Origin of the sequence: Streptomyces sp. NPDC058052 (assembly GCF_042885515.1) — a bacterium.
Lineage (GTDB): Bacteria > Actinomycetota > Actinomycetes > Streptomycetales > Streptomycetaceae > Streptomyces.
On record NZ_JBHVRX010000006.1, the window covers coordinates 187,994 to 214,159 of the forward strand.

Genomic DNA, 26,166 nt, shown 5'->3' on the forward strand with positions numbered 1-26,166 from the left:
TCTACCGCGCCTCCTGTTCGCTGTCCGGCACCCGTGCCGCCCACTTCGGCAGCCGCTCGATACGCGGCCGCCCCACCCCGATCCGCGGAGCCGGCCGGACGCCGCCGCGCGGCGGCCCGTCCCACAGCGTGCCGTCGGTCCGGTCCCGCGGATCGGGGTCGATCAGCACCACGCCGATCACCTCGACGCGCTGCTCCGCGAGCTGCCGCGCCACCGTGTGCAGCCACGCGGCGCTCCCGTGCCCGGCCCGGACGACGAGCACGGTCCGGGTGCCGAGGTACGGCAGGTCGCTCCACGCCGTGCCCGGCGCCACCGAGCCGACACCGAGCCGCAGCTCCCGCCGCGACCCGGCCGTGCCCTCGTCGACGCCGACCACGGCCGGGCCGCCCGGCTTCGGCCCCCGGCCGGCGAGCCGCGCGTCGGGCAGGCCGTCGACGACGACCACCGGACGGTCCGCCCCCAGGGCCTCGGCGAGCTCCAGGGCGATCGCGCCCGCGGCCCGAGGGCACCCCAGCTCCAGCAGCGACACCGGCTCCGCGGAGCCGCGCACGGTACGGGCCAGGGAGACGGCGAGCCTCGTCCGCGCCGCCCGGATCCGCCGGCGCCGCCACGCCCCGCGTGACGGGCGGGGGAGTTCGGCGAGGACCGAGGCGCCCAGGTGCGCGGCGACGTCCCTGCGCAGCACGGGCCGGTCGGCCACCACCGTGCCGACCGCGGCCACCGCGAGTCCGAGGGCGAGCCCGAGGGCCAGCCCGATCCCGGCGTCGGCCGCGGCCGTCCTCGGCAGGGAGTGCCGCACCGCGCGGGGGGCGTCCACGATCTGGGTGCCGGCGACGAGCTGGGGCGTGCCGATCCGCGCCTCCGCCGCGCGCTGCCCGAACTCGGCTATCTGCGAGGTGAGTTCGGCCCGGCGGGCGAAGAGCGACTCCCTGTCCGCCGAGGCCCCGGGCCCGCTGTCCGGCGTGTCGTCACCGATCGCCCCGTTGACCTGGGCGAGTTCGTCCCGGAGCCGGTCGCGCTGCTCCAGCAGGGTCCGGGCCTCGGCCTCCGACGCCTCCCGGATGCGCCGTACGTGGTCCGCGACGAACGCGTCCGCCACCGCCCGGGCGCGCGCCACCGCTTCCGCGTCGCTGTCACCGGTCGCCTCGATCAGCAGCACGTTGTTGGTCAGTCCGCTGCCCTCGTAGTCCTTCATGAAGTCCTCGGGCTTCTCCGGGGATCCGAGGGACGCCAGCGCGCGGTCGGCGATCCGCGTGGTGTGCAGCAGCGCCACGTCGGTGCGGATCAGCGTCCCGGGGTCGGTCGGCTGGTCCTCCTGGTGCGCGACCAGGACCTTGGTCACCGCCGTCGGCGCCGGCGGCAGCAGGACGGCCGTCCCCGCGCCACCGATCAGCCCGAGCAGGGCCATGGAGCCCCAGAGGCGCCGCCGCCTGCGGACCGCGACCACCAGGGTGTGCAGGTCGAGGAGCGGAGCCGCGTCCGACGGCTCCGGAGCCGTACGTGTCGTCACCGGGCGACCTCCGGGGCGCCGTCCGTGGCGCCGTCCGGGGCCGGGCGCGCCGGGGCGGCGGACTTCCGGGTGCGCCCGCCGGACCGCGCCGGGCGGGTCCTGACCAGCCCGGCGAGGACGACGCCGACGACCTCGTGCCCGGCGTCGGCGCACGCCTCGGCGATCGCGGAGAGTTCCCCCGCGGTCCAGCTGCCCGCGCTGAGCACCACCAGGGCACCGGACTCGTCCGCGCGGTCCGGCACCATCGGACGGTCCACCGAGACCTCCACCACCCGCAGGACGGTCTCCCCGCCCGCCGGGGAGACCCGGGAATCCGGAGAGTCCGGGGCGTCCGGGGCCTCCGGGGAGTGCCGGGAGCCCGGGGAGACCCGCGCGGCCTCGGCGGCGAGCTGCCCGGCGGCCCGGCGCGCGACCGCGTCGCCGTCCGCGACGACGACCAGCAGCCGGCCGGGGCCGGGCAGCAGGTTCTGGAGCCGGGCCCACACCCGCCGGTAGCGGACCAGCCTGCCGGTCTCGTCCCCGGAGGCGTACGGGACCTCGACGTCCCACCGGACGTCGAGGCCGAGCAGCCGGCGGATCCCCGCCCGCGGGCCGCGGTCCTCGTGCCGGGGCCAGGACGGCCCACCCGGCACGTCGACGGTGCCGAGCGGCGTCGCGCCCAGCGCCGCCGCGATCTCGGGCTCGGTCCGCAGCCGGCGGCCCATCCGCGCGGCGGCGAGATGGCCGACGACCGCGCACAGGAAGAACAGGAGCGCTCCGGCGGCGACGAGCTGCGGCCGCGTCGGCGGCGCCTCGCCACGCGGCCGGGCCGCCGCCCCCATGACGACCATGTTCGCCTTGCCGGCGGCCGGGGCGGCCTGCTCCAGCTTGTCCATGGCCTCCTGGAGCGAGGTGTGCAGCTTCGCGAGCTCGGTGCGCGTCTGCACGCTCTCCACGGACTTCCCCGGACCCGCGGCCTCGGCCAGCTGGGTGATGCGGCGGCCGGTCTGCGCCACCGTCTGCCGCAGCGCCTGGAGCCGCGCCGCCGCCTCCGGGTCGGCGTCGTCGCCCACGATCTTCGTCGCGAAGGCGACGAACTCCTGGGCCACCAGATCGGAGAGGCGCTGCGCGCCCTCCGGGGTCCCGGCCGTGCCCGAGACCTTGATGATGTTCCCGTCGGCGGCCTCGGCCCGCACCCGCTCGCGCAGCCCGCCGGCGTCGGGCCCGGACCGGCCGAGCGCGGCGGCGACCCGGTCGAGCACCACCGAACTCGTCGCGACCTGCGCCTGCGTCAGCAGCTCGCGCTCCTCCCACGCCCCCGGAAGCAGCACCGACGCCGACGTCGTGTACCGCGGCGGGACCAGCAGGGAGGTGCCGTACCCGGTGAGCGCGCCCAGCACGGCGAGCAGGGTGAGGAGCCTCCGCCGCCGACGGATCATCCGCCCGACCGTGACCAGGCGTATCGTGTCGTCGCTCAACGGCGCGGCCTCGTCCCCGCCCGGCCGTCGCCGCCCGCCGACGGACCCCGGCCGCGGCAGGCGGCGGCGTACGCGGCGAGCAGCGCCTGCTGGGAGTTCCGCCAGGCGAGCGGCCCGTGGATCCGCTCCTGGCCGATCTTGCCCATCCGGGCGCGCTGCTCCGGATCGTCCATCAGCTCGGCGACGAGCGCCGCGAACCGGGCCTCGTCGTTCGCGGGGGCGTAGACGGCGGCGTCACCGGCGGAGACACGCGCCTCCCGCAGGTCGAAGGAGACGATGGGACGGCCCATCACCATGTATTCCAGGACCTTGTTCATGGTCGACACGTCGTTGAGCGGATTGCGCGGGTCGGGGGAGAGGCACACGTCGGCGGTGCACAGGTAGCGCACCAGATCGGCGTCGGGAACCCGTCCGGTGAACTGCACGTGCTCCGCGAGCCCGAGCTCCCGGGCCAGCCGCACCATCGCGTCGAAGGTGTCCCCGGCGCCGACGAACACCGCGTGCCAGTCGGTCCGCCCGAGGTCGTCGCGCAGCTTCGCCAGCGCCCGCAGCGCGTAGTCGACGCCGTCCTGCGGGCCCATCACGCCGAGGTAGCACAGCAGATGGGGCTTGCCGCGCTTCAGCCCGGGTTCGGGCGGCACGGGCCGGAAGCGCTCGGTGTCGGGCGCGCTGCGCACCACGAAGACGTCCTCCGGCCGCCGGCCTCCGCGGCGCACCGCGACGTCCCGGTAGCTCTCGTTCGTGGCGAGGACGACGTCCGCCGCACGGTAGGTCATCCGCTCCAGCGCGCACACCCCGCGGTAGAGCAGGTCCTTGCCGCGCCCGAACCGCGACAGGTACAGCTCGGGCACCAGGTCGTGCTGATCGAAGACGAACCGCGCGCCGCGCCGCTTCAGCCAGAGGGCGGGCAGGAACAGCAGGTCCGGCGGGTTGCAGGCGTGGACCACGTCGACCGGGCCGACCTTCCGGGCCAGCCGGACCGTGTGCCAGAGCGCCGAGCCGTACTCCCGCAGGTAGCCGGCCGGGCCTCCGGTGGCCGCGCGCAGCGGGTAGCGGTGGATCCGCACCCCGTCGACCACCGCCTCCGGCTCGGTGTCCCGCTTGCTGCCCCGGGGGCAGATGACGTGCACCTCCCAGCCCGCGTCGCGCAGCGTCGTGCACTCCTGCCACACGCGCCGGTCGAACGGCACCGAGAGGTTCTCCACCAGGATCAGCGCGCGCCGGTCCGCCCGGTCGCCGCTGGTCGAGTCACCACGCAAGGCCCACGTACCCCGGTTCGGCCCGGCGCGCGTCGGCGTCGGGGAGGTGGATGAGATCGATGACCGTCGCGCCGCCGCCGCGGGGCAGCGCCGCCAGGACGGCCGGGTCCCTGGTCCCGACCAGGAAGACCTCGGCGTGGTCGACGACCTCGGCGACGGAGTCCGCGAGCAGCTGCGCGAGGTGCGGCAGCCGGGTCTCGATGTACTCGCGGTTCGCGCCGAGCAGCCGGGCCAGGTTCACGTTGGCGTCGTGGATCCGCAGGTCGTAGCCCTTGCCGAAGAGCCGCTCCGCCAGTTCGACGAGCGGGCTCTCGCGCAGGTCGTCGGTGCCGGGTTTGAAGGACAGTCCGAAGAGGCCCACCCGGCGCCTGCCGGTGCGCTCGACCAGTCCGACCGCCCGCTGGAGGTGGTCGGCGTTGGAGGGCAGCACATGGGCGAGGATGGGCACGGAGACGTCGGCCCGCTGGGCCGCGTGGACCAGGCTCCGCAGGTCCTTGGGCAGGCAGGAGCCGCCGAAGGCGAAGCCGGGCCGCAGATAGGCGGGGCTGATGTTGAGCTTGCGGTCGGCGAGGAAGACGTCGATCACCTGGTGCGAGTCGACCCCGAGGGCGCGGCACACCGCGCCCAGCTCGTTGGCGAACCCGATCTTGAGGCCGTGGAAGGCGTTGTCGGCGTACTTGATCGCCTCGGCCGTCGGGACCGGCACCCGGAACACCTCGCCGGGCAGGCCGTCGTAGAGCGCCGCGACCACGTCGCCGCTCGCCGGGTCGAGTTCGCCGATGACGGTCTTGGGCGGGTCGAAGAAGTCCCGGACGCTGGTGCCCTCGCGCAGGAACTCCGGGTTCACCGCGACCCCGACGTCCACGCCGGCCGTGCCGCCGACGGCCTTCTCCAGGATGGGGACGAGCAGGTTCAGGCAGGTGCCCGGGAGCATGGTGCTGCGGAAGACGACGGTGTGCCGCCCGCCCCGCTCGGCCAGGGCCGCGCCGATCTCCTCGGTGACCCGCTCCAGATAGGTGGTGCAGAGGCTGCCGTTGGGCTCCGACGGGGTGCCCACGCAGACCAGGGACACCTCGCTGTTCCTGATCGCCTCGCGGACGTCGCCGGTGGCGGTCAGCGCCCCCGTGCGGACGACCTCGGCGACGAGGTCGCCGATCCCCTCCTCCACCACCGGTGCCTTGCCGTCGTTGACCAGGTCCACCTTCACCTGGTTGACGTCCACCCCGACGACGTCGTGCCCCAGGCTCGCGAGGCACGCGGCCGAGACGCAGCCCACGTAGCCGAGCCCGAAAACGCTGACCCTCATGAAGCGTTCCTCCCCCCAGGCAGGCCCTGCGGGCCTGCGGTCCCGGCGCCGGCCGTACGACGGCGCCGCCCCCCGCGCATCAGTACGCCCCCTGCCCGTGGAGGACCGCACGCAGCGTCTTCCACAAGATCACCGTGTCCAGGGCGAGCGACCAGTCCTCCACGTACCGCAGGTCCAGCCGGACCGTCTCCTCCCACGACAGGTCGCTCCGTCCGCTGATCTGCCACAGCCCGGTGAGTCCGGGCTTGACGAGCAGCCGCCGCCGGATGTCCGGGCCGTACGCGGCGGACTCCTCGGGCAACGGCGGCCGGGGGCCGACGAGCGACATCGATCCGGCGAGGACGTTGAAGAGCTGCGGCAGCTCGTCGATCGAGTAGCGCCGCAGCACGGCTCCCACGCGGGTCACCCGCGGATCCCGCCGGAGCTTGAACAGCGGCCCGGCGCCCTCGTTGCGCCCGGCGAGTCCGGCCCGCGCCCGGTCGGCCCCGGCGACCATGGTGCGGTACTTGAGGATCGTGAACTCGCGGCCGTCCTTGCCGACCCTGCGCTGGCGGTAGAACGCGCCGCCCCGGCTGTCGGCGAGGACGAGCAGCGCGACGAGCGCCATCAGGGGCGCGAACAGGACCAGCAGGACCGCCGCGCCCAGCCGGTCGACGACCTCCTTGACCGCCCGGCGGCCTCCGGTGAAGGCCGGCATGCTGACGCGCAGCAGCGGGATCCCGAGCACCGCGTCGACGTGCAGCCGCGGGCCGGCGACCTCCATCAGGACGGGGGCCACGACCATCTCGGCGTCGCTGCCTTCGAGGTTCCAGGCCAGCCGCCGGAGCCGGTCCGGGGACCAGTGAGGGTCCGGTGTGACGGCGACGACCCGGTAGCCGTCGCGGCGGACGTGGTTCGAGACGTCCGTCAGCGGGCCGACGACCGGGACGCCGTCCACCTGGTCGCCGTCGGGTCCGTGGCCGTCCGTCGTGCACACCGCGTCCACGCGCCAGCCGAGGTGCGGGAACTTGCGGGTCCGGGTGATCAGGTCGCGCAGGGTGTCCGGGCTCCCGGCGGCGAGCACCGGCCGCAGACAGCGGCCCTCCTTCCGCTGTTTGTGCAGCCAGAGGCGGAGCAGGTAACGCGCGGTCATGGTGACGAGCGCGATCGCCGGGACGGCGACGAAGATCCAGAGCTTGATGTTGCGCGAGGTCAGGGCGATCCCGCCGAGTGCGAGGACGACGGTCGCCGCGAACAGCGACCGGCCGAGCCGCCGGAACTCCTCCGCGCCCTGGCCGAGCACGGCCGGCGCCCAGGCGCGGCCGACGGCGAGCGAGGCCAGCACCAGCAGCTGGGTGCCGAAGGCCAGGATGCCCCACTTCTCATGCCAGTCGGCGGCGTCCCTGACCCCGAAGAAGTCGCCGATCGCGGTCACCACGACGGCGGTGGCCAGGGTGTCGCTGATGACGACGGTACGGCGGTAGCGCTGTTCCCACTCGACGGCGGGCTGGTCGGCGGTCCCGGTCGCCGGACGCTCGCGCGTCGACGGAAACGGGCTGGCTAATCCCCCTTGCGGCACGGAACCCCCCAGGTCCCCAGTGGTTCGTGGTGTTCGCCCGGCACTCTTCGGGAAGCCCCCGCCCCCTCCACGGCGCGGACGTCCCGGTGTCTTCAGAGCTCTGTGGACAACTCACACCGACGGCAGCGCGGTCGTCTGCCGCCGTCGGACTCACGAGGTGCGCGGAAACCCGTCGAGACCCCGGGCGCTCCCCGCGCCCAAGGTCCTCCCGGACCCGAAGAACTGAACACCCCCACGACTGGTACCGGGGGCCTGACTTCTCGCTGTGCGTGGCGCCGGACGGGAGGATCACGAGTGGTCGTTCTCGTGCCCCGAGCGGCTGAAGCATGGTCAATCTAGAGCATCCCGGCGGGAGTTGGGGCGATGATGTGGGCAATTTGTGGTCAAACTTTGAGCCTGTCTCCACGGGCCCGGCGCGGGCCTCCACACGGTGCGGAAGCTCCTGCTCGAAGGGGTCCGCACCGGGGTGAGCGCGACCCGCGGCCGGCGTGGCGGACGTCCGCGCGACCCGCGCGAGGAGCCGCGCCGCCTCACCGTCCTCCGCGCTCCCGCCCGACCGCGAGGTCGCGCCGCGGCCGGGGCGCGGGGCGTGGGTGCCGCGGTCTCAGGGGTCACGGTGGACGGCAGGGCGGCTTCGCCATGATGGCCGGATCGCGCCCCTGGCCTCCCCGCGTGAAAGGCGACCGGGGACGCCGTCGCGCACACACCGGGTGAGCGATTGTGCGGGCCCGGTCACCTCCGTCCCGCGTTATGCGAAGCGAAATTCACGTAAAAATTGACGTATATGTCCCTATGGCGGAAACTCGGGGTGAAGGACCTCCCGCTCAGGAGGAGCCATGACCACGACCCCCGTACCTCCGCCGCCCGCCCCGGACGGGCACCGCGCCGGCCGCACGCGGATGCGTGTGCGCGCGACGCCGATGCCGGCCGGGACCAGGACGGTCGTCCGCCTCGGCGGCGAGATCGACATGGACAGCGCGGGCGAGCTGGAGACGGCCCTCATCGACGTCCTGTCCGGGAGTGCGGACGGCGGCCCGCTCGTCCTGGACATGTCCGGCGTCTCCTTCTGTGACTCGACGGCACTCCGCACGCTGTTGCGCGTACGCCGTCTCGCCCTGCGCCGGCACGGCTCCCTGTCGATCGCCTCGGCGAGCGACCAGGTCGCCCGCCTCCTGGACCTCACCGGGACCGGACCCCTCTTCGGATTCCCGGCCTCTCCCGGCCGCCCCGATCGGTCAGCGCCATGAACCCCGACACCGACCGCCCCGCACAGGCGGAGACCGTCCGGGGCGTACCGCCGAAGGGCCACACACCCCACCTCGCCTCCCCGGGGGAGGTGGCGCGGGTCCACAGGAACCGCAGGAGGAGCGCCATGCCCACCGGCCGAGCCACCGACACCCTCGCCCGATCCCGCGGTGCGCGCCCGGCGGCCGCCGTCCGCCTGCGGGCGCTGGACGGCCTGGCCGCACCGGAACGCCCGACCGAGGTCTCCACCGACGCCGCGCGGAATCTCTCCGTGGCGCTGTTCGACCGGCTCCGCGAGCTCGACGAGGGAACGCCGGAGCACGCCTGCCTCCGCGGCATGCTCGTCGAACTCAACCTCAGCCTGGTCAAGTTCGCGGCGCGCCGCTTCCGCGGCCGGCCCGAGCCCACCGAGGACATCGTCCAGGTGGGCACGATCGGACTCATCAAGGCGATCGACCGGTTCGACCCCGACCGCGGCGTCGACTTCTCCGCCTTCGCCCTGCCGACGATCGTCGGTGAGATGAAGCGGTTCTTCCGTGACACCGGCTGGACCGTCCACGTCCCCCGCCGGCTCCAGGAGCTCCGCCTCGCCCTCTCCCGGACCTCCGACGCGTACGAACAGGACGAGGGGCACCGTCCCCGCCGCAGGGAACTCGCGGACCGCCTCCACCTCACCGAAGCCGAGGTCGCGGAGGGCGAGCTGGCCGCCAACGCCTACAGCGTCCACTCGCTCGACGCCCCCGTGGGCGGCGAGGACGACGACGGCGCCCCGCAGGGCACGGTCGGCCGCCGCGTCGCCGTCACCGAACCCGCCTACGAGCTGATCGAGGACCTGGAGTCGCTCGCGCCGCTGGTCGCCGGCCTCGACGCGCGCGACCGGACGATCCTCGCCCTGCGCTTCGGCCAGGACCTGACCCAGGCCGAGATAGGCGTCCGCGTCGGCCTCTCCCAGATGCACGTCTCCCGCATCCTCGCCCGCGTCCTCGGCAGGCTGAAGCAGGACCTCCTGGCCGACGAGGCGGCGGAACCGGCGGCGGAACCCCGCTGACACCGGGCCCGGCCCGAGCGTGCCGTCTCGACCAGCCGCTGCGGGAGCCGGTGCACGGACCCGTCGACGGTGACGGGGACCAGCTGCGGCGTGGTCGCCCTCCACCGGGCGGGTGTGCGCCGGGCAGGGGGTGCCCGGCGCACGCTTCGGGGTCGTCGGCTACCAGGACGACCTGGTCACTCCCGGCAGGAACCCGGCGTGGGCCTGCTCCCGCACGCGCACCCGCGAGAGTCCGAACGTGCGCAGGTAGCCGCGGGGGCGGCCGTCCACGCTGTCGCGGTTCCGCACGCGCGTGGCGCCGGCGTCGCGCGGCTGCCGCCCCAACTCGGCCTGGGCGGCGTCGCGTTCGGCCGTGGTGGAGGTCGGGCGACGGACGATTTCCTTGAGTTCGGCCCGCCGGGCCGCGTACCGCTCGACGACCCGCTTGCGCCGCTCGTTCCGCGCGATCCCGCTCTTCCTCGCCATCAGACCTTCCCTCCCCGCGCGCGGATCCGGGCCACTGCGGCCTCGATCCCGATCGTGTCCACCGTCCTGATCGCCCGGGCGCTCAGCGTGAGCCGGACGTGCCGCCCCTCGCCGGGCAGCCAGTAGCGCTTCCGCTGGACGTTCGGGTCGAAGCGGCGCGAGGTGCGCCGGTGCGAGTGGGAGATGTTGTTGCCGAATCCGGGCTTGGCGCCGGTCAGTTGGCAGTGGGCGGACATGGTGTGAGCCACCTCTCTCGTCGGGAGACAGTGTTGGTAATGGAAATCATTGTCATATACTAGCGGCATGCCACGCACCGAGATCCGCCCCACCGCCGGCCGCCACGTGGACCTCCGCGAAGAGCGCTGACCCGGCCCCGGCCACCCCGGCCACCCCGCCCGTCCCGCCGCACCCCGCAGTCGAAAGGCCCTGCCATGAAGCCCGGCATCCACCCCGCCTACGAACCCGTCGTCTTCCGCGACTCCGCCTCCGGCACCGCGTTCCTGACGCGGTCGACCATGACCAGCGACAAGACCGTCGAGTGGGAGGACGGCCACACCTACCCCGTCGTCGACGTGGAGATCTCCTCAGCGAGCCACCCCTTCTACACGGGCACGGCCCGCGTCCTCGACACGGCCGGCCGCGTCGAGAAGTTCCAGCGCCGCTACGGAGCCCGCTGATGGGCCGCGAAGACCCGTACCGGCTCCCCGTCGTCATCGTCGCCGGCCTGCACGCCGACGCCAGGACCCAGGTCGTCGACCGGCTCCTGGCGACCGTCCCCGGCAGCGTGGCGCTGCACCACGATCTGGCGGACGCGCCCGGCGGCACCGTCGTCCGCTCGGTCCGCGACGCCTCCGGCACCCTCTCCCGCGGCGTCACCCCGCTCGTCGACGACTGCGCCTGCTGCGCCCTGCGCGAGGACCTCGTCCCGGAACTGGAGCGGCTGGCCGACGGCGGCCCGACCCGCCTCGCGGTCGTCGAGCTGTGGGACTCGGTCGAACCGAAGGCCATGGCCGAGGTCATCGCCGCGCACGGCGACCGGCTCGTCCTGACCGGCGTGATCACCGCCGTCGACCCCGCCCTCGTCCTGCCCTGCCTCGCCAACGGCGACGACCTGGCCGAAGCCGGCCTCGCCGCGGCCGCCACCGACCGGCGGACCGTGAGCGACACCTGGGCCCGGCAGCTGGAGTACGCGCCCGTCCTCGCCGTCGTCGACAGCGACGCGGCCGACGACGAGGACCACGCCCTCCTCGCGCAGCTGCACCCCACCGCCCACCGCGTGCCGGCCGGTTCCCCCGAACTCGCCCGCGCCGCGCTCGCCGGATTCGACGTGGAGGCCGCGGCCGCCGCCCAGCACCCGGCCTGCGCCCTGCTGCCCCAGGAGGCGGACGAGTCGGGCGTCGCCACCCTCGTCTGGCACCGCACACGGCCGTTCCACCCCGAACGCCTCTACCGGGCGCTGGAGGACCTCTGCTGCGCCGCCGCCCGGAGCCGGGGCCGGCTCTGGCTCGCCGACCGGCCCGACACCCTGCTCACCTGGGACGCGGCGGGCGGCGCGCTCCGCGTCGAGAACGCCGGACCGTGGCTGGCGTCGCTGCCCGGCGCGGCCTGGGAGCTGGTCCCTCCCGTACGCCGGGCCGCCGCCGCCGTCGACTGGCACCCCGAGCACGGAGACCGCTGCCAGCACCTCGTCTTCACCTCGCCCGGCCTCGACCGCGAGGGTCTGGAACGGATCCTGGACTCCTGCCTCCTGACGGACGCGGAGTACGCCTCGGGCCCCGAGACGTGGCAGGGACTCTCCGCCGCCTTCGACTCCCTCCTCGACGCCGGCTGACCCCTCGCCCGTACGACCCGGCCACCGCCCGGCGCGACGGTGCCGGAACCCTCCCCGCGTGACCGCCCGGCGGCAGCGGGCCCTCGCCACGGCTGTCAGGAACGCCCGGGAGACGGCCCTCCTGCCGTGCTCCGGCCGCTGACGGCACCGTCCCCGCCGGGGAGGGGAGCCGGCTCCGGCAGGTTCTGCTCCGTCCAGATCGTCTTGCCGCGGGACGTGTAGCGGCTGCCCCAGCGGCTCGTCAGCTGGGAGACCAGGAAGAGACCCCGGCCGCCCTCGTCCGTGACGAGGGCGCGCCGGAGCCGGGGCTGGGTGCTGCTCGGGTCCGACACCTCGCACACCAGCACACGGTCCAGGACGAGCCGTACGGTGACCGGCCCGCCGGCGTACCGCATGGCGTTGGTGACGAGCTCGCTCACGATCAGCTCGGTGCTGAACAGCAGGTCGTCCAGCTCCCATTCCCTCAGCCGCGCCTGGACGTCGGCCCGCGCGTCGGCGACCGCCGTGAGGTCCGCCGGGTACTCCCACACCGCCGTGGACTCGTCGGGCACGGCGTGCGTACGGGCCAGCAGGAGGGTGATGTCGTCGGCCGGGTTCTCGGCGTGCGGACTCCGCGCGAGCAGCGCGTCGCCGAGGGACGCCGGGCTCCCGCCGTCCTGGCTCAGCTCGGCGAGGTCCGCCTTGAGCCGCTCGGACCCGGTCGCCACGTCACGTCCCAGCAGCCCGTCGGTGTAGCAGACGAGCGTGCTCCCCGGCGGCAGGGTCAGCGTGGTGACCTCGAAGAGGTGGTCCCCGACGCCGAGCAGCGGCCCCGGCGTGAGCGGCACGAACGCCACCTCGCCCGCGGGGGTGACGAGCGCCGGCGGGGGATGCCCGGCGGACGCCATCCGGCACGTGCGGGCGACCGGGTCGTAGACGGCGAACAGGCACGAGCCGCCGACGGTGTCCGGCTCGTCGGCCTCGATCTGCATCCGCCGGACCAGGTCGTCGAGCCGGCCCAGCAACTCGTCCGGCGGCAGGTCCAGTTCGGCGAGCGTCTGCACCGCGGTACGCAGCCGGGCCATGGTCGCGGCCGCCTCCAGGCCGTGGCCCACGACGTCGCCGACGACGAGCCCGACCCGCAGCGAGGACAGGTCGAAGGCGTCGTACCAGTCGCCTCCCACGCTGACCGAACCCCCGGCGGGCAGGTAGAAGCCCGCCGTCTCCGCGGCGGTGCTCCGTGTCGCCGCCGGCGGCAGCAGGCTCCGCTGGAGCACGACCGCCGTCTGGTGCTCGCGGGCGAAGCGGAAGGCGTTGTCGATGGCGGTCGCGGTCCGCGCGCACAGGTCGTGCATCAGCCTGATGTCGGACTCGTCGAACGGGGCGGCGGTACGGGTGCGGTACACCGCCGCGTACCCGAAGAACCGTCCGCGCCGGTACAGCGGACAGCCGAGGGAGGCGTGGGTGCCCTCCGGCAGGAACCGGGCGATCCGCTCCGGATCGTCCCCCAGGATCCGGCGGGCCTGCTCCGCGTCGGCGACGAGGACGTCCCCCACGAACTTGGCCGCGATCTCCGGCGTCTCCGCCACACGCGGGACGGCCTCGCCCACCTGGATCAGCGGCGCCGGCCACCGGCCGTCGGCGGCTCGCACCGCCACCCGGTGCGGGGCGGACGCCTCCTGCCCCGGATAGCCGGGCGGCGGATCGCGGCCCTCCAGCACGTCGTCGGGATAGTCCACCGTCGCGTGATCGCCCAGGGCCGGCACCAGCACCCGGGTCAGGTCCCGCGCCACCTGGACGACGTCGAGCGACTGCCCGATCTCGAAGGCCCCCAGAAGGGCGGCGTCGAGGTGTGTGCCCAGGTCGGCCACCCTGGACGCCTCGACCATGACGCCCCGCGGCGTGCCGAGCACGTCGTCGATCCGGAAGCACGACACCGACAGCGCCGCCGCGCCGCCGGGGCCCAGGCCGTAGACGCGCCCGGCGAGCGGGACTCCGGTGGCGGCCACCTCCGCGAACGCGGCCCGCGCCGTACGGCCGCCGTCCCGGGCCACGAGCCGCGCCAGCCAGCCCTCCCCGGCCCCCGGTGGCCGGAGGGCCTCCATGGCCGCGTTGGTCCGTACGAGCCGCCCGGTCATGTCGTACTGCGCGACGCCGATGCCGTCCTGGGCCAGCAGCGCCCGGGCGATGTCCCGGTCCTGGTCCCAGTCGCCCGGGTCTCCGGGCATCAGTACGAGGACCAGGCGCTCGGCGGAGCCGTCCGCCCCGGACACCCGGAGGTCGGCCTCCACCACCCGGCCCGACCGGTGCCGCAGCCGTACCCGTCGGATCGCGGCGGAGCCGTCGCGCCCCGCACCCACCTCGCCCAGCAGCTCACGGGCCGGCCGGCCGGTCACCTCCCCGCCGGTCCAGCCCAGCAACCGCTGCGCGGCTCTCGACCACCACACGACACGCCCGTCGGCGTCGACCAGGGCCGCCGCGACACCGGCGAGCGGCGAACCCCCGGGAGCCCGGGATCCGGCACGCCCCGCCTGGTTGCTCGGTGCCACGCGGCCTCCTCGTCGGGCCAGGAGGAATCCGGTCCTGCTGACAGGATGCGCCCGCGTGACCGGCCGGGCACCCCGGAGACGACCGGTCAGGGGGCCACCGCTCCGGACCGGCGGTGACGGAGCGTGACCGGAGCCGCCCGCCGGGACCGCCGCGACGGCCGTCACCCGGGGTGCCCGGCGGACCTGCCGAGCCGCCTCCGCCCGCGCCGGTCCGCGTCCACGCGGTCCGCTCACGCCGTGGACGGGCGCGCGAGGCGTGCCCGGCGGGTGCTATCGTCCCGCCCATGCAGCGCACCGCCACCCTCGCCATGATGCGAATGATGCCCCCGACACCGGAGGCGCTTCGCTAGCGAAGCCGTGCGCGCACAGGATGCGACGGACCCTCCGGAGACGGAGGGTCCTTTTTTGTTGCCCCGGCCCGCCCTCCCCGGCCCGCCCGCCTTCCCGGCCCGCCCGCCTTCCCGGCCCGCCCGCCTTCCCGGTCCGCCCGCCCGCCCCGCCCGACCGACCGATCCGATCCTGCCGACCCCCTCGTTCCCGACAGAAGGGCGCTTCCCCGCCATGACCCTCCCCCCGGTCGTCTCCCTCACCGACTGCTCCGATCCCAACGCGCTCGCCCGGCAGGCCACTCGTATCGCCACCCTCTTCGGCTCCACGCCGACCGTTCTCCCGCTCGGAGGTCCGGACCCGGAGGGCGCCGCCGCGCTCACGCTGCTCGACGTGCTGCGCTCCACGGAGCTGATCGGCGGCCCGACCCGTCCGGTCGTGATCCTCGTCAACATCGCGCCGAGGGACGGGCACTGGCCCAACGGCGTGCCCTTCTGCTCCTTCCGCCACGGGGACCACCTGGTCGTCAGCACGCTGAGCCGGCGGGTCCTCGCCCCGCTGGCGACCCATCTGGGCCTGAAGGAAGTCCAGGTCACCGACGTGCGCGAGGTGCTGGAGGCCGCCGCCGACGGCTGGGCCGACCTGACGCGGGCCGAGGTCGAGGAGATGGTGCGGACCCAGTTCCGGAGCCTCTGGTACGTGCCCCTGCTGGCCCGCTGGCTGACGGACGGCCGCACGGTCCCCGCCCGGCCGCTGGCGGTGGACCCGTCCGGCGAGGACGACGTGCGGATCGCCGTCGTCGACAACTTCGGCAACTGCAAGCTGGACCGGCCGGTCGGCGAACTCCCGGGCCACGAAGGGGCGGAGAGCCTCCTCGTCCACAACCGGCGCGAAGGCCGCGACGTCCCGGTGCGCTGCTACGACCGGCTGCCCGACGTCCCCCTCGGGGAGCCCGGGATCACGGTCGGCAGTTCCGGCGTCGGCTTCGCCGAGCTCGTCGTGCGCGGCGGTTCCGCCGCCGAGGCGTTCGGACTGAACCAGGGCGACCGGCTCTTCAGGGCCGCCACCGCCACCGCCGCTTCCACCGCGTCCCGCGCGGGCGGGAGGGGGCAGCGGTCCGCGGGCCGCCACCCCGTCCCGGGGCCTCAGGCCCAGGTGCGGGAGCAGAGGACCAGCCGGTAGCCGTCGGGGTCCTCGACGGTCACGCCGTACTCGTCCCAGTACGGGTTGCGCGACGCGACCCGGGTCCCGCCTGCCGCGACCAGCCGCTCGACCAGGGCCTCGTCGGGCGCCTCGCCCAGGTAGACCACGAAGAGGTCCTCGACCGTGGGCGTCGGGTCGAGCGGATCCTCCGGGTCACGGGTCAGCTCGAAGTGCCAGCCGCCGTCCTGCGGGCCGACCATCAGCAGGTCGTGCTTGCCCGGTTCGCGCGCGGTCGAACGCCAGAGCACCGCGAGGCCCAGGCCGTCGACGTAGAAGCGTTCGGCGGCGGCGAGATCGCGCGAGGGCCGGGCGACCCGGACGTGCGTGGTGGGCGTGATCACGCGGACGCCTCCAGGGCGGCGCGCCAGACGGGGCTGTCGACGTAGTGGTTGTCGTACCGCTCCGCCGAGTCCGCGATCTCCTGGAAGTCCGCCTCGCCGCGCATGACCCGGCCGAGCAGCCGCAGGTAGTCGAAGCGGCCCATGCCGGGGGTGAACACGAACAGGACGTCCGCCTCGCAGCCGGGCGCGGCGGCGAAGGCGTGCGGGGTGTGAGGCGGCACGGCGAGGAAGTCGCCCGCGTGCAGCACGGTGACCTCCTCGCCGACGAGGACGCGGAGGGAGCCGCTGATCACGAAGAACAGTTCGGTCGCCTTGGTGTGGAAGTGCGCGGGCGCCCCCACGGCCCCCTCGGCGAAGGTGGAGCGGTAGCTGGTGAAGCCGTCGGCCGTACGGTCCGAGTCGGCGAGGAGCCTCATCACGCTGCTCGGATCGGCACAGGTCTCGGCCTCGTCGTGCCGGGTCAGGAGGGGCGGGAACGGCGCGGTGGCCGGGTTCTTCTCGATCATGGTGCGACTTTATGATCGTGGAGCCCAGGTCGGCCATGGCTTTCCGGATCCACCCCGCGGGTAGTCGTGGTCGACCCCGCGGGTACCCGTGTTCGCCCAGGGGGCGCGCACGTCTCTGTGTGAAAACGCGCGATGATCGACTGTTTCGAACATAATCGAGCAGCCCTGGTCGCGGAGAGTAGGCTGGATCGACAGCCCGCGGTCCACAGGTCGAAGGAGTTCCGAAGCATGTCCAAACGGGAGAGGTGGAACGCGCTGCTGGAACTGCTGGCGACCGAGGGCAGGCTGGAGGTCGAGGAGACCGCCGCGGCGCTGGACGTCTCGTCCGCGACCATCCGGCGTGACCTCGACGAGCTGGCGGAGCAGCAGATGCTGGTCCGGACGCGCGGCGGCGCCCTCGCCCACGGCGTCTCGTACGAGCTGCCCCTGCGCTACAAGTCGTCCCGCCACGCCTCCGAGAAGCAGCGCATCGCCGCCGCGGCCGTCGAACTCGTCGGCGACGGGGACGTCGTGGGGTTCAACGGGGGAACGACCACCACCGAGGTGGCCCGCGCGCTCGCGCTGCGGGCCGGCGGGGGACGGCGGGACACCTCGGACGCCACGGACGTCACGGCCCCCGTCTTCACCGTCGTCACCAACGCCCTCAACATCGCCGGCGAACTCGCCGTGCGCCCCCAGGTCAAGCTCGTCGTCACCGGCGGCGTCGCCCGGCCCCAGACGTACGAGCTGGTGGGCCCGCTGACGGCGGGGGTGCTGAACGAGGTCGTCCTCGACGTCGCCGTCCTGGGCGTCGACGGGCTGGACCCCCGGCTCGGCGTGATGACCCGCCAGGAGGACGAGGCGAGCATCAGCCGCCTCTTCGCCGAGCGCGCCCAGCGGGTCGTCGTGGTCGCCGACTCGTCGAAGATGGGCCGGCGCGCCTTCGCCCGGATCTGCGGACTCGACGCCGTCGACGTCGTCGTCACCGACGCGGCCGCCCCGGCGGACGCGGTCACCCGTCTCGAGGACGTCGGCATCAAGGTGATCCGGGTCTGACCCGGCCGCCCGGGCGCGGGTCGCGCCCGGTCCGGTACGAGGGGCGCGGGGCCTGCGCCGCGGCGGCCCGGGAGGCGACGGCGAACCGCCCCGCACGTCCGAGGCGGACGTCCGGGGCGGCGGCGCGGCGGAGGGATCAGGGGGCGATGGCCATGTCGAAGACGTGGACGTTGCCGTTGGCCGGCAGCACCACGAACGCGACGCGCTTGGCGGGGTCGAGCGGGACGGAGTGGGCGAAGACCCGGTAGGCGATGCCGGCGTTGCCGTACCCGCTGGGCCGGTTCCGGCCGTCGCTCGACGCGACGAGCGTCGCCCCGTGCGCGTTCGCCGGGTCGAACGACCAGTTCGGGAAGCCGATCGTGCCCGTGCCGCTCGTGCCGTCCGTGTAGTACACGGTCACGGTCCCGGACGCCCCGCTGGTGACGCCCGAGCCGAGGAGGACCAGCCGGCTGCCGGTGCCGTCGAGGGTGACGGCCTGGCCGGCGGCGGAGACGTTGTCCTTGGTGCCGCTCGGCACGGCCGGCCAGCGCAGCTGGGCGCCCAGGGCCGTGACGGGCTCCCCGGGACGGATCCCGGCGGCGGCGAGCTTCTGCGCGGAGAAGCTGTTGCCCTCGCCGTCGTAGTCGCCGGGCCCGGTGTCGCTCTCGTCGGTCACGCCCACGTTGTTGTACGCGGCGGCCAGACTCGCCAGGGGTGTGCCGCTGTGCTGCGACCGGGTCACGGTGGCGGAACCCGCGCCGTCGCCGCCCTTGTACGTCGCGGTCGCGGTGAAGGTCCGGACGGTGAAGCCGGCGCGCCGCTCCGGCACCTGGATCCGGAAGGTGGCCTGGGCGGAGGCGCCCGCGGCCACGGAACCGTCCACCTGCACGGCGGACGGCTGCACCGCCCAGCCGGCCGGCCCGCCGAAGGTCACCTTCAGCCCGCGCATCCGCTCCGGCCCGGCGTTCCTGACGGTCACCTTCACCGTCGAGATGGCCGGACCGTCCAGGTCGACGGGGGAGATCGTCACCTCGGTCCCGGCCGCGGCGGGCCGGGTCTCCCCGGCCGCCGCGGCCGCCGCGGTGACGGAGGGGGCCCGGTCCGCGGTGGCGGTGGCGGTCGAGGCCGGGAGGAGGGTGAGCGCGCCCGCCATGGCCATGGCTCCGAGCGATCCGATCAGTCCTGCTGGTCTCACGTGCTGCTCCTTCGGGGGAGGGGCGGAGGCTGCGTCAGGCGACGGGGGGCATCTCGGTGGTGCGCGAGTCGAGGCCCGTGCGGAGGTTGACCCAGGCGCCCCGGGTGAAGTCGGGGATCTCCACCGGACGCCCCTTGGCCGCCAGGGACATGACACTCAGGGGGACGGGTGCGCACCAGGCGGCGGAGTCGTAGACGTCGATGTCGGGCACCAGCCCCGCGCGCATGAGCTGGACGGTCCGCCACTGCAGGACGTAGTCCATGCCGCCGTGGCCGCCGTTGTTCGCGGCGTCGTCGCCGATCTTCTTCCACAGCCAGTGGTCGAACTCCTTGCGGTACGAGCCGAAGTCCCGCCACGCGTGCCCGCCGTGGTCCGGCTCCACGTAGATGCGGCCGCCGCCGGCCGACACCACGCCCGCGTAGTCCTCGAAGATGCCCCGGCTGCCGGCGAGGGAGTTGATCCGGCTGTACGGCCGGGGCGAGCTGACGTCGTGCTCGGCGCGGATGACCCGGCCCTGGGCGGTCTCGATCATGCAGGTGACCAGATCGCCGTTGACGTACGTCTCCTTCCACGAGGGGTGGTTCTTCGGGACGAACCGCGCCCGGTAGTCGGCCAGGCCCTTCGGCTCCGTCGCCGTGGCGGTCAGCGTGGTCATCCGGTCGCCGCGGTTGATGTCCATGGCGGCGGCGATCGGCGCGAGCCCGTGCATGGCGTAGAAGGAGGCGGTGCTGCGGGTGTGCCACAGCCGACGCCAGGCGTCCGTGTAGTACGTGTCGGAGAACAGCAGCGCGCGCAGGTCGTGCAGGTAGCCGCCGTGTCCGTTGGTGATGTCGCCGAACAGCCCCTCGTGCGCCATCTTGAGCATGGCCAGCTCGTTGCGGCCGTAGCTGCAGTTCTCGGCGAGCATGAGGTGCCTGCGGGTGCGCTCGGAGGTGTCGACAAGGTCCCACAGCTCGTCCAGCCCGGTCGCGATGGGCAGTTCGACGATGACGTGCTTGCCGGCCAGCAGCGCGGCCCGGCCCTGCTCGTAGTGGAACTCCCAGGGAGTGGCGATGTAGACGAGGTCGATGTCGTCGCGCTTCAGCATCTGGGCGTAGGAGTCGGCGGAGCCGCCGTACTCGGCGGGGCGGGGCTTGCCGGCCGCCGCGAGTCCGTCGGCGCTCCGCTTGACCCGGTCGGCGCGGATGTCGCAGACGGCGGTGACGACACAGCCGGGGACGGCGGACCATCCCGTGGTCATGCCGGAGCCGCGGTTGCCCAGCCCGATCACCCCGACCCGTACGGTCCGGTGCACGGCGTAGGGCACGTCGATCATGGACGTCTGCCCCGGACGGCGCCGCGGCGCGGGGACCGCCGACGGTACGCCGGCGGCGGCGGGCGAGGCTCCCACCCCGGCCGCGAGGGCCCCCGTGGTCGCCAGCGCCCCTCCCAGGAGCAAACGGCGTGAGACGGCTCGGATGTCAGGCATGTTCGTCATCGCTCCTCGAAACGGCGGGCAGCGGGTGCGGCAACGACTCTGACGGGGCGGTCACAGGCATGTCAATAGATGTTCATTCAGCTCCCGTTCGAAGCATTCTCGCGCAACAATGCTCCGGAATCGCGCATGCCGGTACGCAATCGGGGGGAGATCACGGGACGACGGCGCGGCCCCGACCGACCGGGCCGGCGGAGGTGAGGAGGAGGGTGGACGTGGCGGCGCCGGGTCGACGGGCAGGCCCGGAGGCGAGCGGCGGAACACGGATGCGCCGGAGCGCGGGGTGGCCGCATACTCACCCCATGACCGCCGACTCCACCCGGTTCCGCGATCCGCGCAGCGCCAAGCACGAGTATCTCGACTCGATCATCGTGCGGTGCCCCGGCTGCGCGCGCGCCGCCCGGGTGGTCCCGGCGCCGGGCGTGGACCTCGGCCCGGACATCCCGAAGATGTTCCTGCCGCGGCATCTGGTGTGCCGTGCCTGCGGATTCTCACGGCGATGGAACGGCTGTCACGTCCTCTTCTCCGGCGGCACGGCCGGGCCCGCGACGGATCCCTACTTCGGCGTGCCGCTGTGGCTCCAGACCGACACGCGGCACGGCCGCTTGTGGGCCTACGACCTCGCACACCTCGATCTGATCCGCCGGTACGTCCAGGCGCCGCTGCGCGAACGCGCGCCCTGGTACGAGACGGGGCGGAAGATGACGCTGGTGGCCCGCCTGCCGGCGTGGATCAAGCGGGCGAAGAACCGGGACGAGATCCTGCGCGCCGTCCGCCGGCTCCACGCCTCCCTGGCCGACGCCTGAGCGGTTCTCCGGCGGACGGGCGCGGGGCGGACGGCGCACGCCCGGGCGCGTCGGCAGGCTCCGGCACCGGGGCCGGGACGGCCCGCCGGGCGCCGGCACGACGGGGCGGACGCTCACCTCGGGCGGCAGCGGCGTGCGGCCCGAGGACGGCGTCCCACCCGGCCCGGCGGCCCGGTGTGCTCAGCGACGGGCCATCGCGGTCACCGCGGCACGGACGCGGGCGCGGTGACCGCGATGGCCCGCACGGCCTCCGAGAGCGCCGCGCGGAATTCCGCGGGCAGCGGTCCCGGATGCCAGGAACGCACCCAGAACGGGTGGCAGTCGTCCTCGTCCCAGTAGATGTTGCGGTCGAGCTCCGCCGGATCCCGCACCAGGACGCGGTCCAGCGGGTACCAGCCCTCGCAGTCCGCGGCGAAGCGCTCGGCCACCTCGGCGGGGCGCAGGCGGATCTTGTCGTGGTCGCTGAGACCGTGGTCCGGCAGATCCAGGCCGAGCGAACGGATCGTCCCGCAGCCGACGTTGACCGGCAGCGGGAAACTGCGCACCTCCAGGCGGCCCTCGTGCATCCGCAGGAACGCGCGGTCGTTGCTGAGGAACACGCCGCCGTCGCGCATCGCGGAGAAGAGGGTGGTGGTCTTGCCCGCCCCGGAGTCGCCGGTGATGAGCGACGCGCGGCCGTCCCGCAGCCAGGCGGCGCAGTGGATCTGCACCGCGGGCACGGCACGGACCCGGCTGAGCAGCCGGTCCTCGACGATGTCCGCGAGGAGCATCGGCGGCACGGGCCCGTCGCAGGACACCGTCACGGTGTTCCCCCGCACCTCCACCCGGGCGGGACCCTCGGCGTAGACGTCGAGACCAGGGGTCTCCGACACGACGGTGATGTCACGGTGCTGTTCCTCGGCCCGGTACGGAGTGCCGTCCAGGAAGAACTTGCGGGCCGAGGATCCGCCCCGGTGACGCGACCTCCGCCGCCCGGACCGCTCCGGGGAGGCCGTGGTGCCGCGCCGCAGGATCAGGTCCGCGGACGCCGGACCGGCGTCGTCCGCCGGGGCGACCGACCCGGCGAAGGTCTCCTCGACCTCGGCGACCTCGCGCTCGGTGAACCCGTGAAGCTCGGTGTCGAGACCCCAAATGCGCAGGCGCACTCCGTCCGCGGTCCGCGCGGAGGCGGTGCTCACACTCATCTGTCGTGCCCTTCTCGATGGTCAGCGGTGGGGACGGTCTCCCGGTCGAGCGCGCCGAGCACCGTCCGCAGGGTGCGCAGATGCCGGTCCACCTGGGACGGCCGGATGAACTCCTCCGGCTGGTGGTTGCGGTTGTCGGGGTCGGCGCCGGGGACCACGAGGATCCGGCGGACGCCCAGCGGGCCCCGCACCCCGAGCCGGCTGGCCGAGCTCGCCGGTCCGCCCGTGCCCGCGGCCGCCGGTTCCGTTCCCAGTACCGGATGCATCCACTGCCGGATCCGGTGCGGATGGCCGGCGAGGAGTTCCCGCACGCGGCCCTCGTCGCCGGGGCCGTACCGCAGGTCGAAGCGGACCGTCACCTGCTGGAGGCTCAGCGACCGTTCCGTGCGCGGGGCGGAGAGCCCGGTCAGCGTGCAGGCGAGATCGCTCTCCCCGAGCTCCGTGAGCAGGGCGGCCAGTCGCCCGGCGACGTCACCGCCCCGGCGCGCGGGGTGGAGCGGCTGCCGGCCGGTGTCGAGGAGGAACTCGCCGTCGACCTGGCCGAGATGCCCCGCGTACGTCTCGTGCCCCGCGTAGGCGCCGTCGCAGATGAGCAGGGTGTCGGGGCGGTGGGCGGCGAGATACGCGGCGGCGTCGCCGTCGCCGTCGTACTCCTCGCACGTGTCGACCAGGACGAAGTGGCGGTCCGGGTCGGCCGCGGCGAGCGCGTTGAGCAGCTGGAACTTGGCGTCCGACACGCCGAGGCCGACCCAGCGGTCGGGCAGGACGCGCAGCGTGAACGGGTCCGCCGTCCACTCCTCCGGGGGCACCGCCGGCTTGGTGTCGACGTGCGAGTACAGCCAGACGCGGGACCGGGGGTCGCCGTAGCCGAACAGCCCCGGACCGACCGGAACGCAGCCGTGCCGGGCCAGCTCGGCGCCGCACGCCTCCAGCCGTGCCGCGTCGAGCGGACTGACCGTGTCGAGGGCCACGAGCGCCGCCAGGTCCTCACGGAACCGGACCGCGGTGGGGGAGGGGCCGTCGGGACTCATGCCACCTCCTGCGGTTCGACGGGCACGAAGACCTCGGCCGGGGCGCGCAGGACCACGGGCCGCTCGGCCAGCCCCGCCCGGTACGCGGCGTTGCGCAGCTGGAAGCTGTACAGCCAGGTGCCGGTCTCCAGGTCCAGGTCCACCCCCGCGTAGACCGCACCCGGATCCTCGTGCAGACGGGCGGCGCCGGACGCCCCGGTCAGCAGCTCCACGTAGCCCGGGATCCCGCGCAGCGGCGCGGGGTCCGGGTCCGCCCCGATCCACCGGGTCCGCCCCCGCTCCGCGTCCTCGTGGATCCGGTCCTCCCCGACCGGGCCCACCTCGGGCGTCTCGTCGGTGAACACCACCGAGCTGCCCCAGCTGCCCGCGTGGGCGACGCCGCGCCGGTAGCCGATCCGCAGGGCCACCGGCCGCATGCCGATCGACCACTTCAGCCGCTGGCTCCCCCCGTCCTCGCAGGTGCAGCTCGTGTAGAGCGACAGTCCGAGCTCGCGCAGACGGCCGCTCCTGGCGGTCTCCAGCTGCCGGCCGAGCCCCGAGCCGCGGAGCGACGGGTGGACGAGCAGATTGGCCAGGACGGCCCTGGTCCCCACGACGCGCGCGGTGGCGTAGCCGACGACCCGGCCGTCCCGGTGGGCCAGGAAGCGGTGCCGGTCCGTGCGGTGCAGGTCGTCGAGGTAGTGGTACTCGTGGTAGGCGGCCCGGAACAGGTCCTCCACGGAACGCGCGGTGTCCGCTTCCGGCGCCAGGCCGGGCGGCAGCGCTATGAGATCCACGTGTCGAGCACCTCTTGGAGTGAGTTCATGTCCCGGACCTCCCGGAGGTCGTCCGAGGTCGAGCCGGTGCCGAAGTGCGCGGCCGTCAGCCCCGCCGCCCGCGCCGCTTCGACGTTGGCCTTCCGGTCGTCGACGAACAGGACACGCCGCGCGTCGGTCACGTCCAGCGTGGCCAGCAGCGCGCCGAAGGACTCCGGAGCGGGCTTGCGCGCGCCGATGTCGCCGCTGATGACCCACGTGGGGATCAGCTTGTCGAGCGCGAACCGACGCCGCAGCAGCACCGACCACTCGCTGACGTCGTTGCTCAGACAGGCCAGGCCGACACCCCGGTCCGTGAGCCGTTCGAGCAGCGGCAGGGTGCCCTCGGTGAGCTCGTGCAGCGCGCAGTACTCCTCGTCGGAGGCACCGGACACGCCGAGCCTCCGCCACAGCTCGTCCGTGTCGAAACGGCCGAGGCTGCACTCGGTGTAGAGCTCGCCGATCCGCGGCGCGTCCAGCGGGCTGCCCTTGCCCGTCGCGTACGGGACGAGGAGCTCCGCGACGTCGTCCGCGCTGCGGTACAGCACGCCCATGGCGTCGAAGACCACGGTGTCGATGGGGTGGCGCTGATCTGTCATGCGTACTTGTCCTGTTCGAAGAACATGCCGTATTTCATTCCGAGCGCGTCGAGTTCGCCCCGCACGGCCGGCGAGTAGAACAGCACGCTGAGTTCGTCCCCGAAGAAGTAGCCGAGCTCGGTCGGGCGCACCACCTCGTCGGTGACCTCGAAGAGACCGGCGTCGACGGCCCGCCGGATCTCCTCGCCGAACACCTCGACCGGATCGGCCCCGAACTTGCGGGCGAAGCTCGCCCGCGGAATGCCGGAGCTCGTGTGCACGCCGAGCGCGAGCGTCTTCCGCATCAGCTCCTCGCGGTCGAGGTTCTGGCCGACCCAGGTGGGCTGGCGGTTCTCCCGCAGCGCGGCGCCCCACTCGCCCAGGGACTTGGTGTTCCAGTAGAACGTGGAGTTCAGGAAGCCGTACGCGCCGCAGCCGGCGCTGAGCAGCTGGGTGGAGTCCACGCCCCGCTTGCGCTCGGTCTGCTGCTGGATGACGTCTCGGCGCCGCGCGTACTTGTGGCTCTGCACCCGCAGGTAGCCGCCGTCCCCCATGACCAGCCCGTGCGCCAGCTGCATCCGCAGCCCGTCCTCGTAGCTGGGGTACAGGTCCTGCTCCAGCTTGGAGATCCGCTTCATCGGGTGCATGCGCAGCCGGTAGACGCTGACGGACTCCAGTTCCCAGCGGCAGATCTCGCGCATGGTGTCGACCCAGGACGCGGTCGACTGGCCGGGCAGCGCGTAGATGAGATCGACGTTGACGTTCTCGAAGCCCGCCTCGCGGATGTTCTCGAGGCTGCGCAGCGTCATGTCGGCGCCGTGCCGGCGCGCCATGATCTTCAGCACCCGGTCGTCGAGGCTCTCCACGCCGAGGTTGATGCGGGTGACGCCGGTGTCCCGCAGGAGCTTCAGCTTGTCGAGGTCGGCGTGGATCGTCTCCGGCGCGCACTCGAACGTCACCTCGAGCTCGCCGCCGCGGGGCAGGCCCCGCAGGTACGACATGATCCGCTCGATCTGCCGGGGCTCCAGCGTCGAGGGGGTGCCGCCGCCGAAGTGGACCGTGCCGATGCCGGCGGACGGGTTGTACCGCTCCAGCTTGGTGTCCATCTCCCGGATGAGCAGGTCGATGTACTCGTCCTTGAGGACGGGCGCGTTCTTGTTGTCGACCACCTTGGCGAAGTAGCAGTACGAGCAGATGCCGCTGCAGTACGGGATGTGCAGGTAGACGTTGAGCACGTCCGCCGCCGGTTCCAGCTCGGACCGCTCGAACATCGCGTCCGCCCCGAGGGGACGCAGCGTCCGCACGGGCGGATAGCTGTAGATGAAGCAGTAGTCGCCGCGCTTGTCGAAGCCCTGGCCGGACAGGCCCTGCCAGTCCACGGCCGCGTACATGTCGTCGATCCGCTCGGCGGTGGCCGCGTCCAGCTCCATGCGGTCGTTGTCGTCCTTGATCCGCTGGCGTAGCTCGGCAGCAGGAATCACCATGGCACCCTCGTCAATCAGTCGG

Annotated in this window: 24 protein-coding genes; 7 read left to right on the forward strand and 17 right to left on the reverse strand. The window is 73.9% G+C overall.

Annotated features, from left to right (window positions below):
* Position 1 precedes the first annotated feature (1 nt).
* The 5 genes from ACFVU3_RS11440 to ACFVU3_RS11460 form a co-directional block, all read right to left on the reverse strand.
* Positions 2-1,510, reverse strand: a complete 1,509-nt coding sequence (locus tag ACFVU3_RS11440; protein WP_390065641.1) for a Wzz/FepE/Etk N-terminal domain-containing protein — start codon at positions 1,508-1,510, stop codon at positions 2-4.
* Complete coding sequence (locus tag ACFVU3_RS11445; RefSeq protein ID WP_390065642.1) at positions 1,507-2,967, reverse strand: Wzz/FepE/Etk N-terminal domain-containing protein; 1,461 nt, start codon at positions 2,965-2,967, stop codon at positions 1,507-1,509. Before ACFVU3_RS11445 ends, ACFVU3_RS11440 begins: the two co-directional genes overlap by 4 nt.
* Positions 2,964-4,226 carry a glycosyltransferase family 4 protein gene (locus tag ACFVU3_RS11450; protein ID WP_390065643.1) on the reverse strand — a complete coding sequence of 421 codons (1,263 nt, stop codon included), beginning with the start codon at positions 4,224-4,226 and terminating at the stop codon, positions 2,964-2,966. Before ACFVU3_RS11450 ends, ACFVU3_RS11445 begins: the two co-directional genes overlap by 4 nt.
* Positions 4,216-5,532, reverse strand: a complete 1,317-nt coding sequence (locus ACFVU3_RS11455; RefSeq protein ID WP_390065644.1) for a nucleotide sugar dehydrogenase — start codon at positions 5,530-5,532, stop codon at positions 4,216-4,218. Before ACFVU3_RS11455 ends, ACFVU3_RS11450 begins: the two co-directional genes overlap by 11 nt.
* A gap of 79 nt (positions 5,533-5,611) precedes the next feature.
* On the reverse strand, positions 5,612-7,090 hold the full coding sequence (locus ACFVU3_RS11460; protein WP_390065645.1) for a sugar transferase: 1,479 nt from the start codon (positions 7,088-7,090) through the stop codon (positions 5,612-5,614).
* A gap of 836 nt (positions 7,091-7,926) precedes the next feature.
* On the opposite strand from ACFVU3_RS11460, the gene ACFVU3_RS11465 reads away from it, so the two are divergent.
* Complete coding sequence (locus tag ACFVU3_RS11465; protein WP_390065646.1) at positions 7,927-8,337, forward strand: STAS domain-containing protein; 411 nt, start codon at positions 7,927-7,929, stop codon at positions 8,335-8,337.
* A gap of 125 nt (positions 8,338-8,462) precedes the next feature.
* Positions 8,463-9,383: a SigB/SigF/SigG family RNA polymerase sigma factor gene (locus ACFVU3_RS11470; protein ID WP_390065647.1), complete on the forward strand. Its 921-nt coding sequence runs from the start codon at positions 8,463-8,465 to the stop codon at positions 9,381-9,383.
* A gap of 159 nt (positions 9,384-9,542) precedes the next feature.
* Here ACFVU3_RS11470 and rpsN read toward each other — a convergent pair whose 3' ends face one another.
* The gene (rpsN, locus tag ACFVU3_RS11475) at positions 9,543-9,848 is read right to left on the reverse strand and encodes a 30S ribosomal protein S14 (RefSeq protein WP_390065648.1); all 306 of its coding nucleotides are present in this window, start codon (positions 9,846-9,848) and stop codon (positions 9,543-9,545) included.
* A complete protein-coding gene (rpmB, locus tag ACFVU3_RS11480; protein ID WP_390065649.1) occupies positions 9,848-10,084 on the reverse strand; it encodes a 50S ribosomal protein L28 in 237 nt (78 codons plus the stop codon). The genes rpsN and rpmB overlap by 1 nt, the downstream gene beginning before the upstream one ends.
* Positions 10,085-10,279: 195 nt before the next feature.
* Between rpmB and ACFVU3_RS11485 the strand changes: the two genes are divergently transcribed.
* Both ACFVU3_RS11485 and ACFVU3_RS11490 read left to right on the forward strand, forming a co-directional pair.
* Positions 10,280-10,525 carry a type B 50S ribosomal protein L31 gene (locus ACFVU3_RS11485; protein ID WP_043221702.1) on the forward strand — a complete coding sequence of 82 codons (246 nt, stop codon included), beginning with the start codon at positions 10,280-10,282 and terminating at the stop codon, positions 10,523-10,525.
* The gene (locus tag ACFVU3_RS11490) at positions 10,525-11,679 is read left to right on the forward strand and encodes a CobW family GTP-binding protein (RefSeq protein ID WP_390065650.1); all 1,155 of its coding nucleotides are present in this window, start codon (positions 10,525-10,527) and stop codon (positions 11,677-11,679) included. The genes ACFVU3_RS11485 and ACFVU3_RS11490 overlap by 1 nt, the downstream gene beginning before the upstream one ends.
* 95 nt (positions 11,680-11,774) lie before the next feature.
* On the opposite strand, the gene ACFVU3_RS11495 is transcribed toward ACFVU3_RS11490, so the two are convergent.
* Positions 11,775-14,207, reverse strand: a complete 2,433-nt coding sequence (locus tag ACFVU3_RS11495) for a SpoIIE family protein phosphatase (protein ID WP_390065651.1) — start codon at positions 14,205-14,207, stop codon at positions 11,775-11,777.
* Between the two features lie 561 nt (positions 14,208-14,768).
* Between ACFVU3_RS11495 and ACFVU3_RS11500 the strand changes: the two genes are divergently transcribed.
* Positions 14,769-15,716: an SAM hydroxide adenosyltransferase gene (locus ACFVU3_RS11500; protein ID WP_390065652.1), complete on the forward strand. Its 948-nt coding sequence runs from the start codon at positions 14,769-14,771 to the stop codon at positions 15,714-15,716.
* Here the strand turns inward: ACFVU3_RS11500 and ACFVU3_RS11505 are convergent.
* Both ACFVU3_RS11505 and ACFVU3_RS11510 read right to left on the reverse strand, forming a co-directional pair.
* On the reverse strand, positions 15,680-16,078 hold the full coding sequence (locus tag ACFVU3_RS11505) for a VOC family protein (RefSeq protein ID WP_390065653.1): 399 nt from the start codon (positions 16,076-16,078) through the stop codon (positions 15,680-15,682). The genes ACFVU3_RS11500 and ACFVU3_RS11505 overlap by 37 nt on opposite strands.
* Entirely contained in the window at positions 16,075-16,584 is a 510-nt protein-coding gene (locus ACFVU3_RS11510; protein ID WP_390065654.1) for a cupin domain-containing protein, read from the reverse strand. Before ACFVU3_RS11510 ends, ACFVU3_RS11505 begins: the two co-directional genes overlap by 4 nt.
* A 228-nt stretch (positions 16,585-16,812) precedes the next feature.
* Here ACFVU3_RS11510 and ACFVU3_RS11515 point away from each other — a divergent pair, with 228 nt between their 5' ends.
* Positions 16,813-17,619 (forward strand): DeoR/GlpR family DNA-binding transcription regulator, encoded by an 807-nt coding sequence (locus ACFVU3_RS11515; protein ID WP_390065655.1) that lies wholly within the window; start codon positions 16,813-16,815, stop codon positions 17,617-17,619.
* A gap of 136 nt (positions 17,620-17,755) precedes the next feature.
* Here ACFVU3_RS11515 and ACFVU3_RS11520 read toward each other — a convergent pair whose 3' ends face one another.
* Together ACFVU3_RS11520 and ACFVU3_RS11525 are read right to left on the reverse strand one after the other, a co-directional pair.
* Complete coding sequence (locus ACFVU3_RS11520) at positions 17,756-18,793, reverse strand: NEW3 domain-containing protein (protein ID WP_390065656.1); 1,038 nt, start codon at positions 18,791-18,793, stop codon at positions 17,756-17,758.
* A 34-nt stretch (positions 18,794-18,827) separates the two neighbouring features.
* The gene (locus ACFVU3_RS11525) at positions 18,828-20,261 is read right to left on the reverse strand and encodes a Gfo/Idh/MocA family protein (RefSeq protein ID WP_390065657.1); all 1,434 of its coding nucleotides are present in this window, start codon (positions 20,259-20,261) and stop codon (positions 18,828-18,830) included.
* A gap of 308 nt (positions 20,262-20,569) precedes the next feature.
* Between ACFVU3_RS11525 and ACFVU3_RS11530 the strand changes: the two genes are divergently transcribed.
* Positions 20,570-21,073: a hypothetical protein gene (locus tag ACFVU3_RS11530; RefSeq protein ID WP_390065658.1), complete on the forward strand. Its 504-nt coding sequence runs from the start codon at positions 20,570-20,572 to the stop codon at positions 21,071-21,073.
* Positions 21,074-21,273: 200 nt separating this feature from the next.
* Here the strand turns inward: ACFVU3_RS11530 and ACFVU3_RS11535 are convergent, their stop codons facing one another.
* Genes ACFVU3_RS11535 through ACFVU3_RS11555 form a run of 5 tightly spaced genes read right to left on the reverse strand, consistent with a single transcriptional unit; the run spans position 21,274 to position 26,144 of the window.
* A complete protein-coding gene (locus tag ACFVU3_RS11535) occupies positions 21,274-22,257 on the reverse strand; it encodes a hypothetical protein (protein ID WP_390065659.1) in 984 nt (327 codons plus the stop codon).
* Positions 22,254-23,288, reverse strand: a complete 1,035-nt coding sequence (locus ACFVU3_RS11540; protein ID WP_390065660.1) for a M20/M25/M40 family metallo-hydrolase — start codon at positions 23,286-23,288, stop codon at positions 22,254-22,256. The genes ACFVU3_RS11535 and ACFVU3_RS11540 overlap by 4 nt, the downstream gene beginning before the upstream one ends.
* A complete protein-coding gene (locus tag ACFVU3_RS11545; protein ID WP_390065661.1) occupies positions 23,285-24,064 on the reverse strand; it encodes a GNAT family N-acetyltransferase in 780 nt (259 codons plus the stop codon). Before ACFVU3_RS11545 ends, ACFVU3_RS11540 begins: the two co-directional genes overlap by 4 nt.
* Entirely contained in the window at positions 24,052-24,681 is a 630-nt protein-coding gene (locus ACFVU3_RS11550; RefSeq protein ID WP_390065662.1) for an HAD family hydrolase, read from the reverse strand. Before ACFVU3_RS11550 ends, ACFVU3_RS11545 begins: the two co-directional genes overlap by 13 nt.
* The gene (locus ACFVU3_RS11555) at positions 24,678-26,144 is read right to left on the reverse strand and encodes a coproporphyrinogen-III oxidase family protein (RefSeq protein ID WP_390065663.1); all 1,467 of its coding nucleotides are present in this window, start codon (positions 26,142-26,144) and stop codon (positions 24,678-24,680) included. Before ACFVU3_RS11555 ends, ACFVU3_RS11550 begins: the two co-directional genes overlap by 4 nt.
* Between the last annotated feature and the right edge of the window lie 22 nt (positions 26,145-26,166).

Excerpts from the sequence above, each read along its gene's own strand:
- rpsN (WP_390065648.1), bottom strand. The coding sequence starts at position 9,848 with ATGGCGAGGAAGAGCGGGATCGCGCGGAACGAGCGGCGCAAGCGGGTC.
- ACFVU3_RS11525 (WP_390065657.1), bottom strand. The coding sequence starts at position 20,261 with ATGCCTGACATCCGAGCCGTCTCACGCCGTTTGCTCCTGGGAGGGGCG.
- ACFVU3_RS11485 (WP_043221702.1), top strand. The coding sequence starts at position 10,280 with ATGAAGCCCGGCATCCACCCCGCCTACGAACCCGTCGTCTTCCGCGAC.
- ACFVU3_RS11515 (WP_390065655.1), top strand. The coding sequence starts at position 16,813 with ATGTCCAAACGGGAGAGGTGGAACGCGCTGCTGGAACTGCTGGCGACC.
- ACFVU3_RS11455 (WP_390065644.1), bottom strand. The coding sequence starts at position 5,532 with ATGAGGGTCAGCGTTTTCGGGCTCGGCTACGTGGGCTGCGTCTCGGCC.
- ACFVU3_RS11510 (WP_390065654.1), bottom strand. The coding sequence starts at position 16,584 with ATGATCGAGAAGAACCCGGCCACCGCGCCGTTCCCGCCCCTCCTGACC.
- ACFVU3_RS11530 (WP_390065658.1), top strand. The coding sequence starts at position 20,570 with ATGACCGCCGACTCCACCCGGTTCCGCGATCCGCGCAGCGCCAAGCAC.
- rpmB (WP_390065649.1), bottom strand. The coding sequence starts at position 10,084 with ATGTCCGCCCACTGCCAACTGACCGGCGCCAAGCCCGGATTCGGCAAC.
- ACFVU3_RS11500 (WP_390065652.1), top strand. The coding sequence starts at position 14,769 with ATGACCCTCCCCCCGGTCGTCTCCCTCACCGACTGCTCCGATCCCAAC.
- ACFVU3_RS11470 (WP_390065647.1), top strand. The coding sequence starts at position 8,463 with ATGCCCACCGGCCGAGCCACCGACACCCTCGCCCGATCCCGCGGTGCG.
- ACFVU3_RS11465 (WP_390065646.1), top strand. The coding sequence starts at position 7,927 with ATGACCACGACCCCCGTACCTCCGCCGCCCGCCCCGGACGGGCACCGC.
- ACFVU3_RS11490 (WP_390065650.1), top strand. The coding sequence starts at position 10,525 with ATGGGCCGCGAAGACCCGTACCGGCTCCCCGTCGTCATCGTCGCCGGC.
- ACFVU3_RS11540 (WP_390065660.1), bottom strand. The coding sequence starts at position 23,288 with ATGAGTCCCGACGGCCCCTCCCCCACCGCGGTCCGGTTCCGTGAGGAC.
- ACFVU3_RS11535 (WP_390065659.1), bottom strand. The coding sequence starts at position 22,257 with ATGAGTGTGAGCACCGCCTCCGCGCGGACCGCGGACGGAGTGCGCCTG.
- ACFVU3_RS11555 (WP_390065663.1), bottom strand. The coding sequence starts at position 26,144 with ATGGTGATTCCTGCTGCCGAGCTACGCCAGCGGATCAAGGACGACAAC.
- ACFVU3_RS11550 (WP_390065662.1), bottom strand. The coding sequence starts at position 24,681 with ATGACAGATCAGCGCCACCCCATCGACACCGTGGTCTTCGACGCCATG.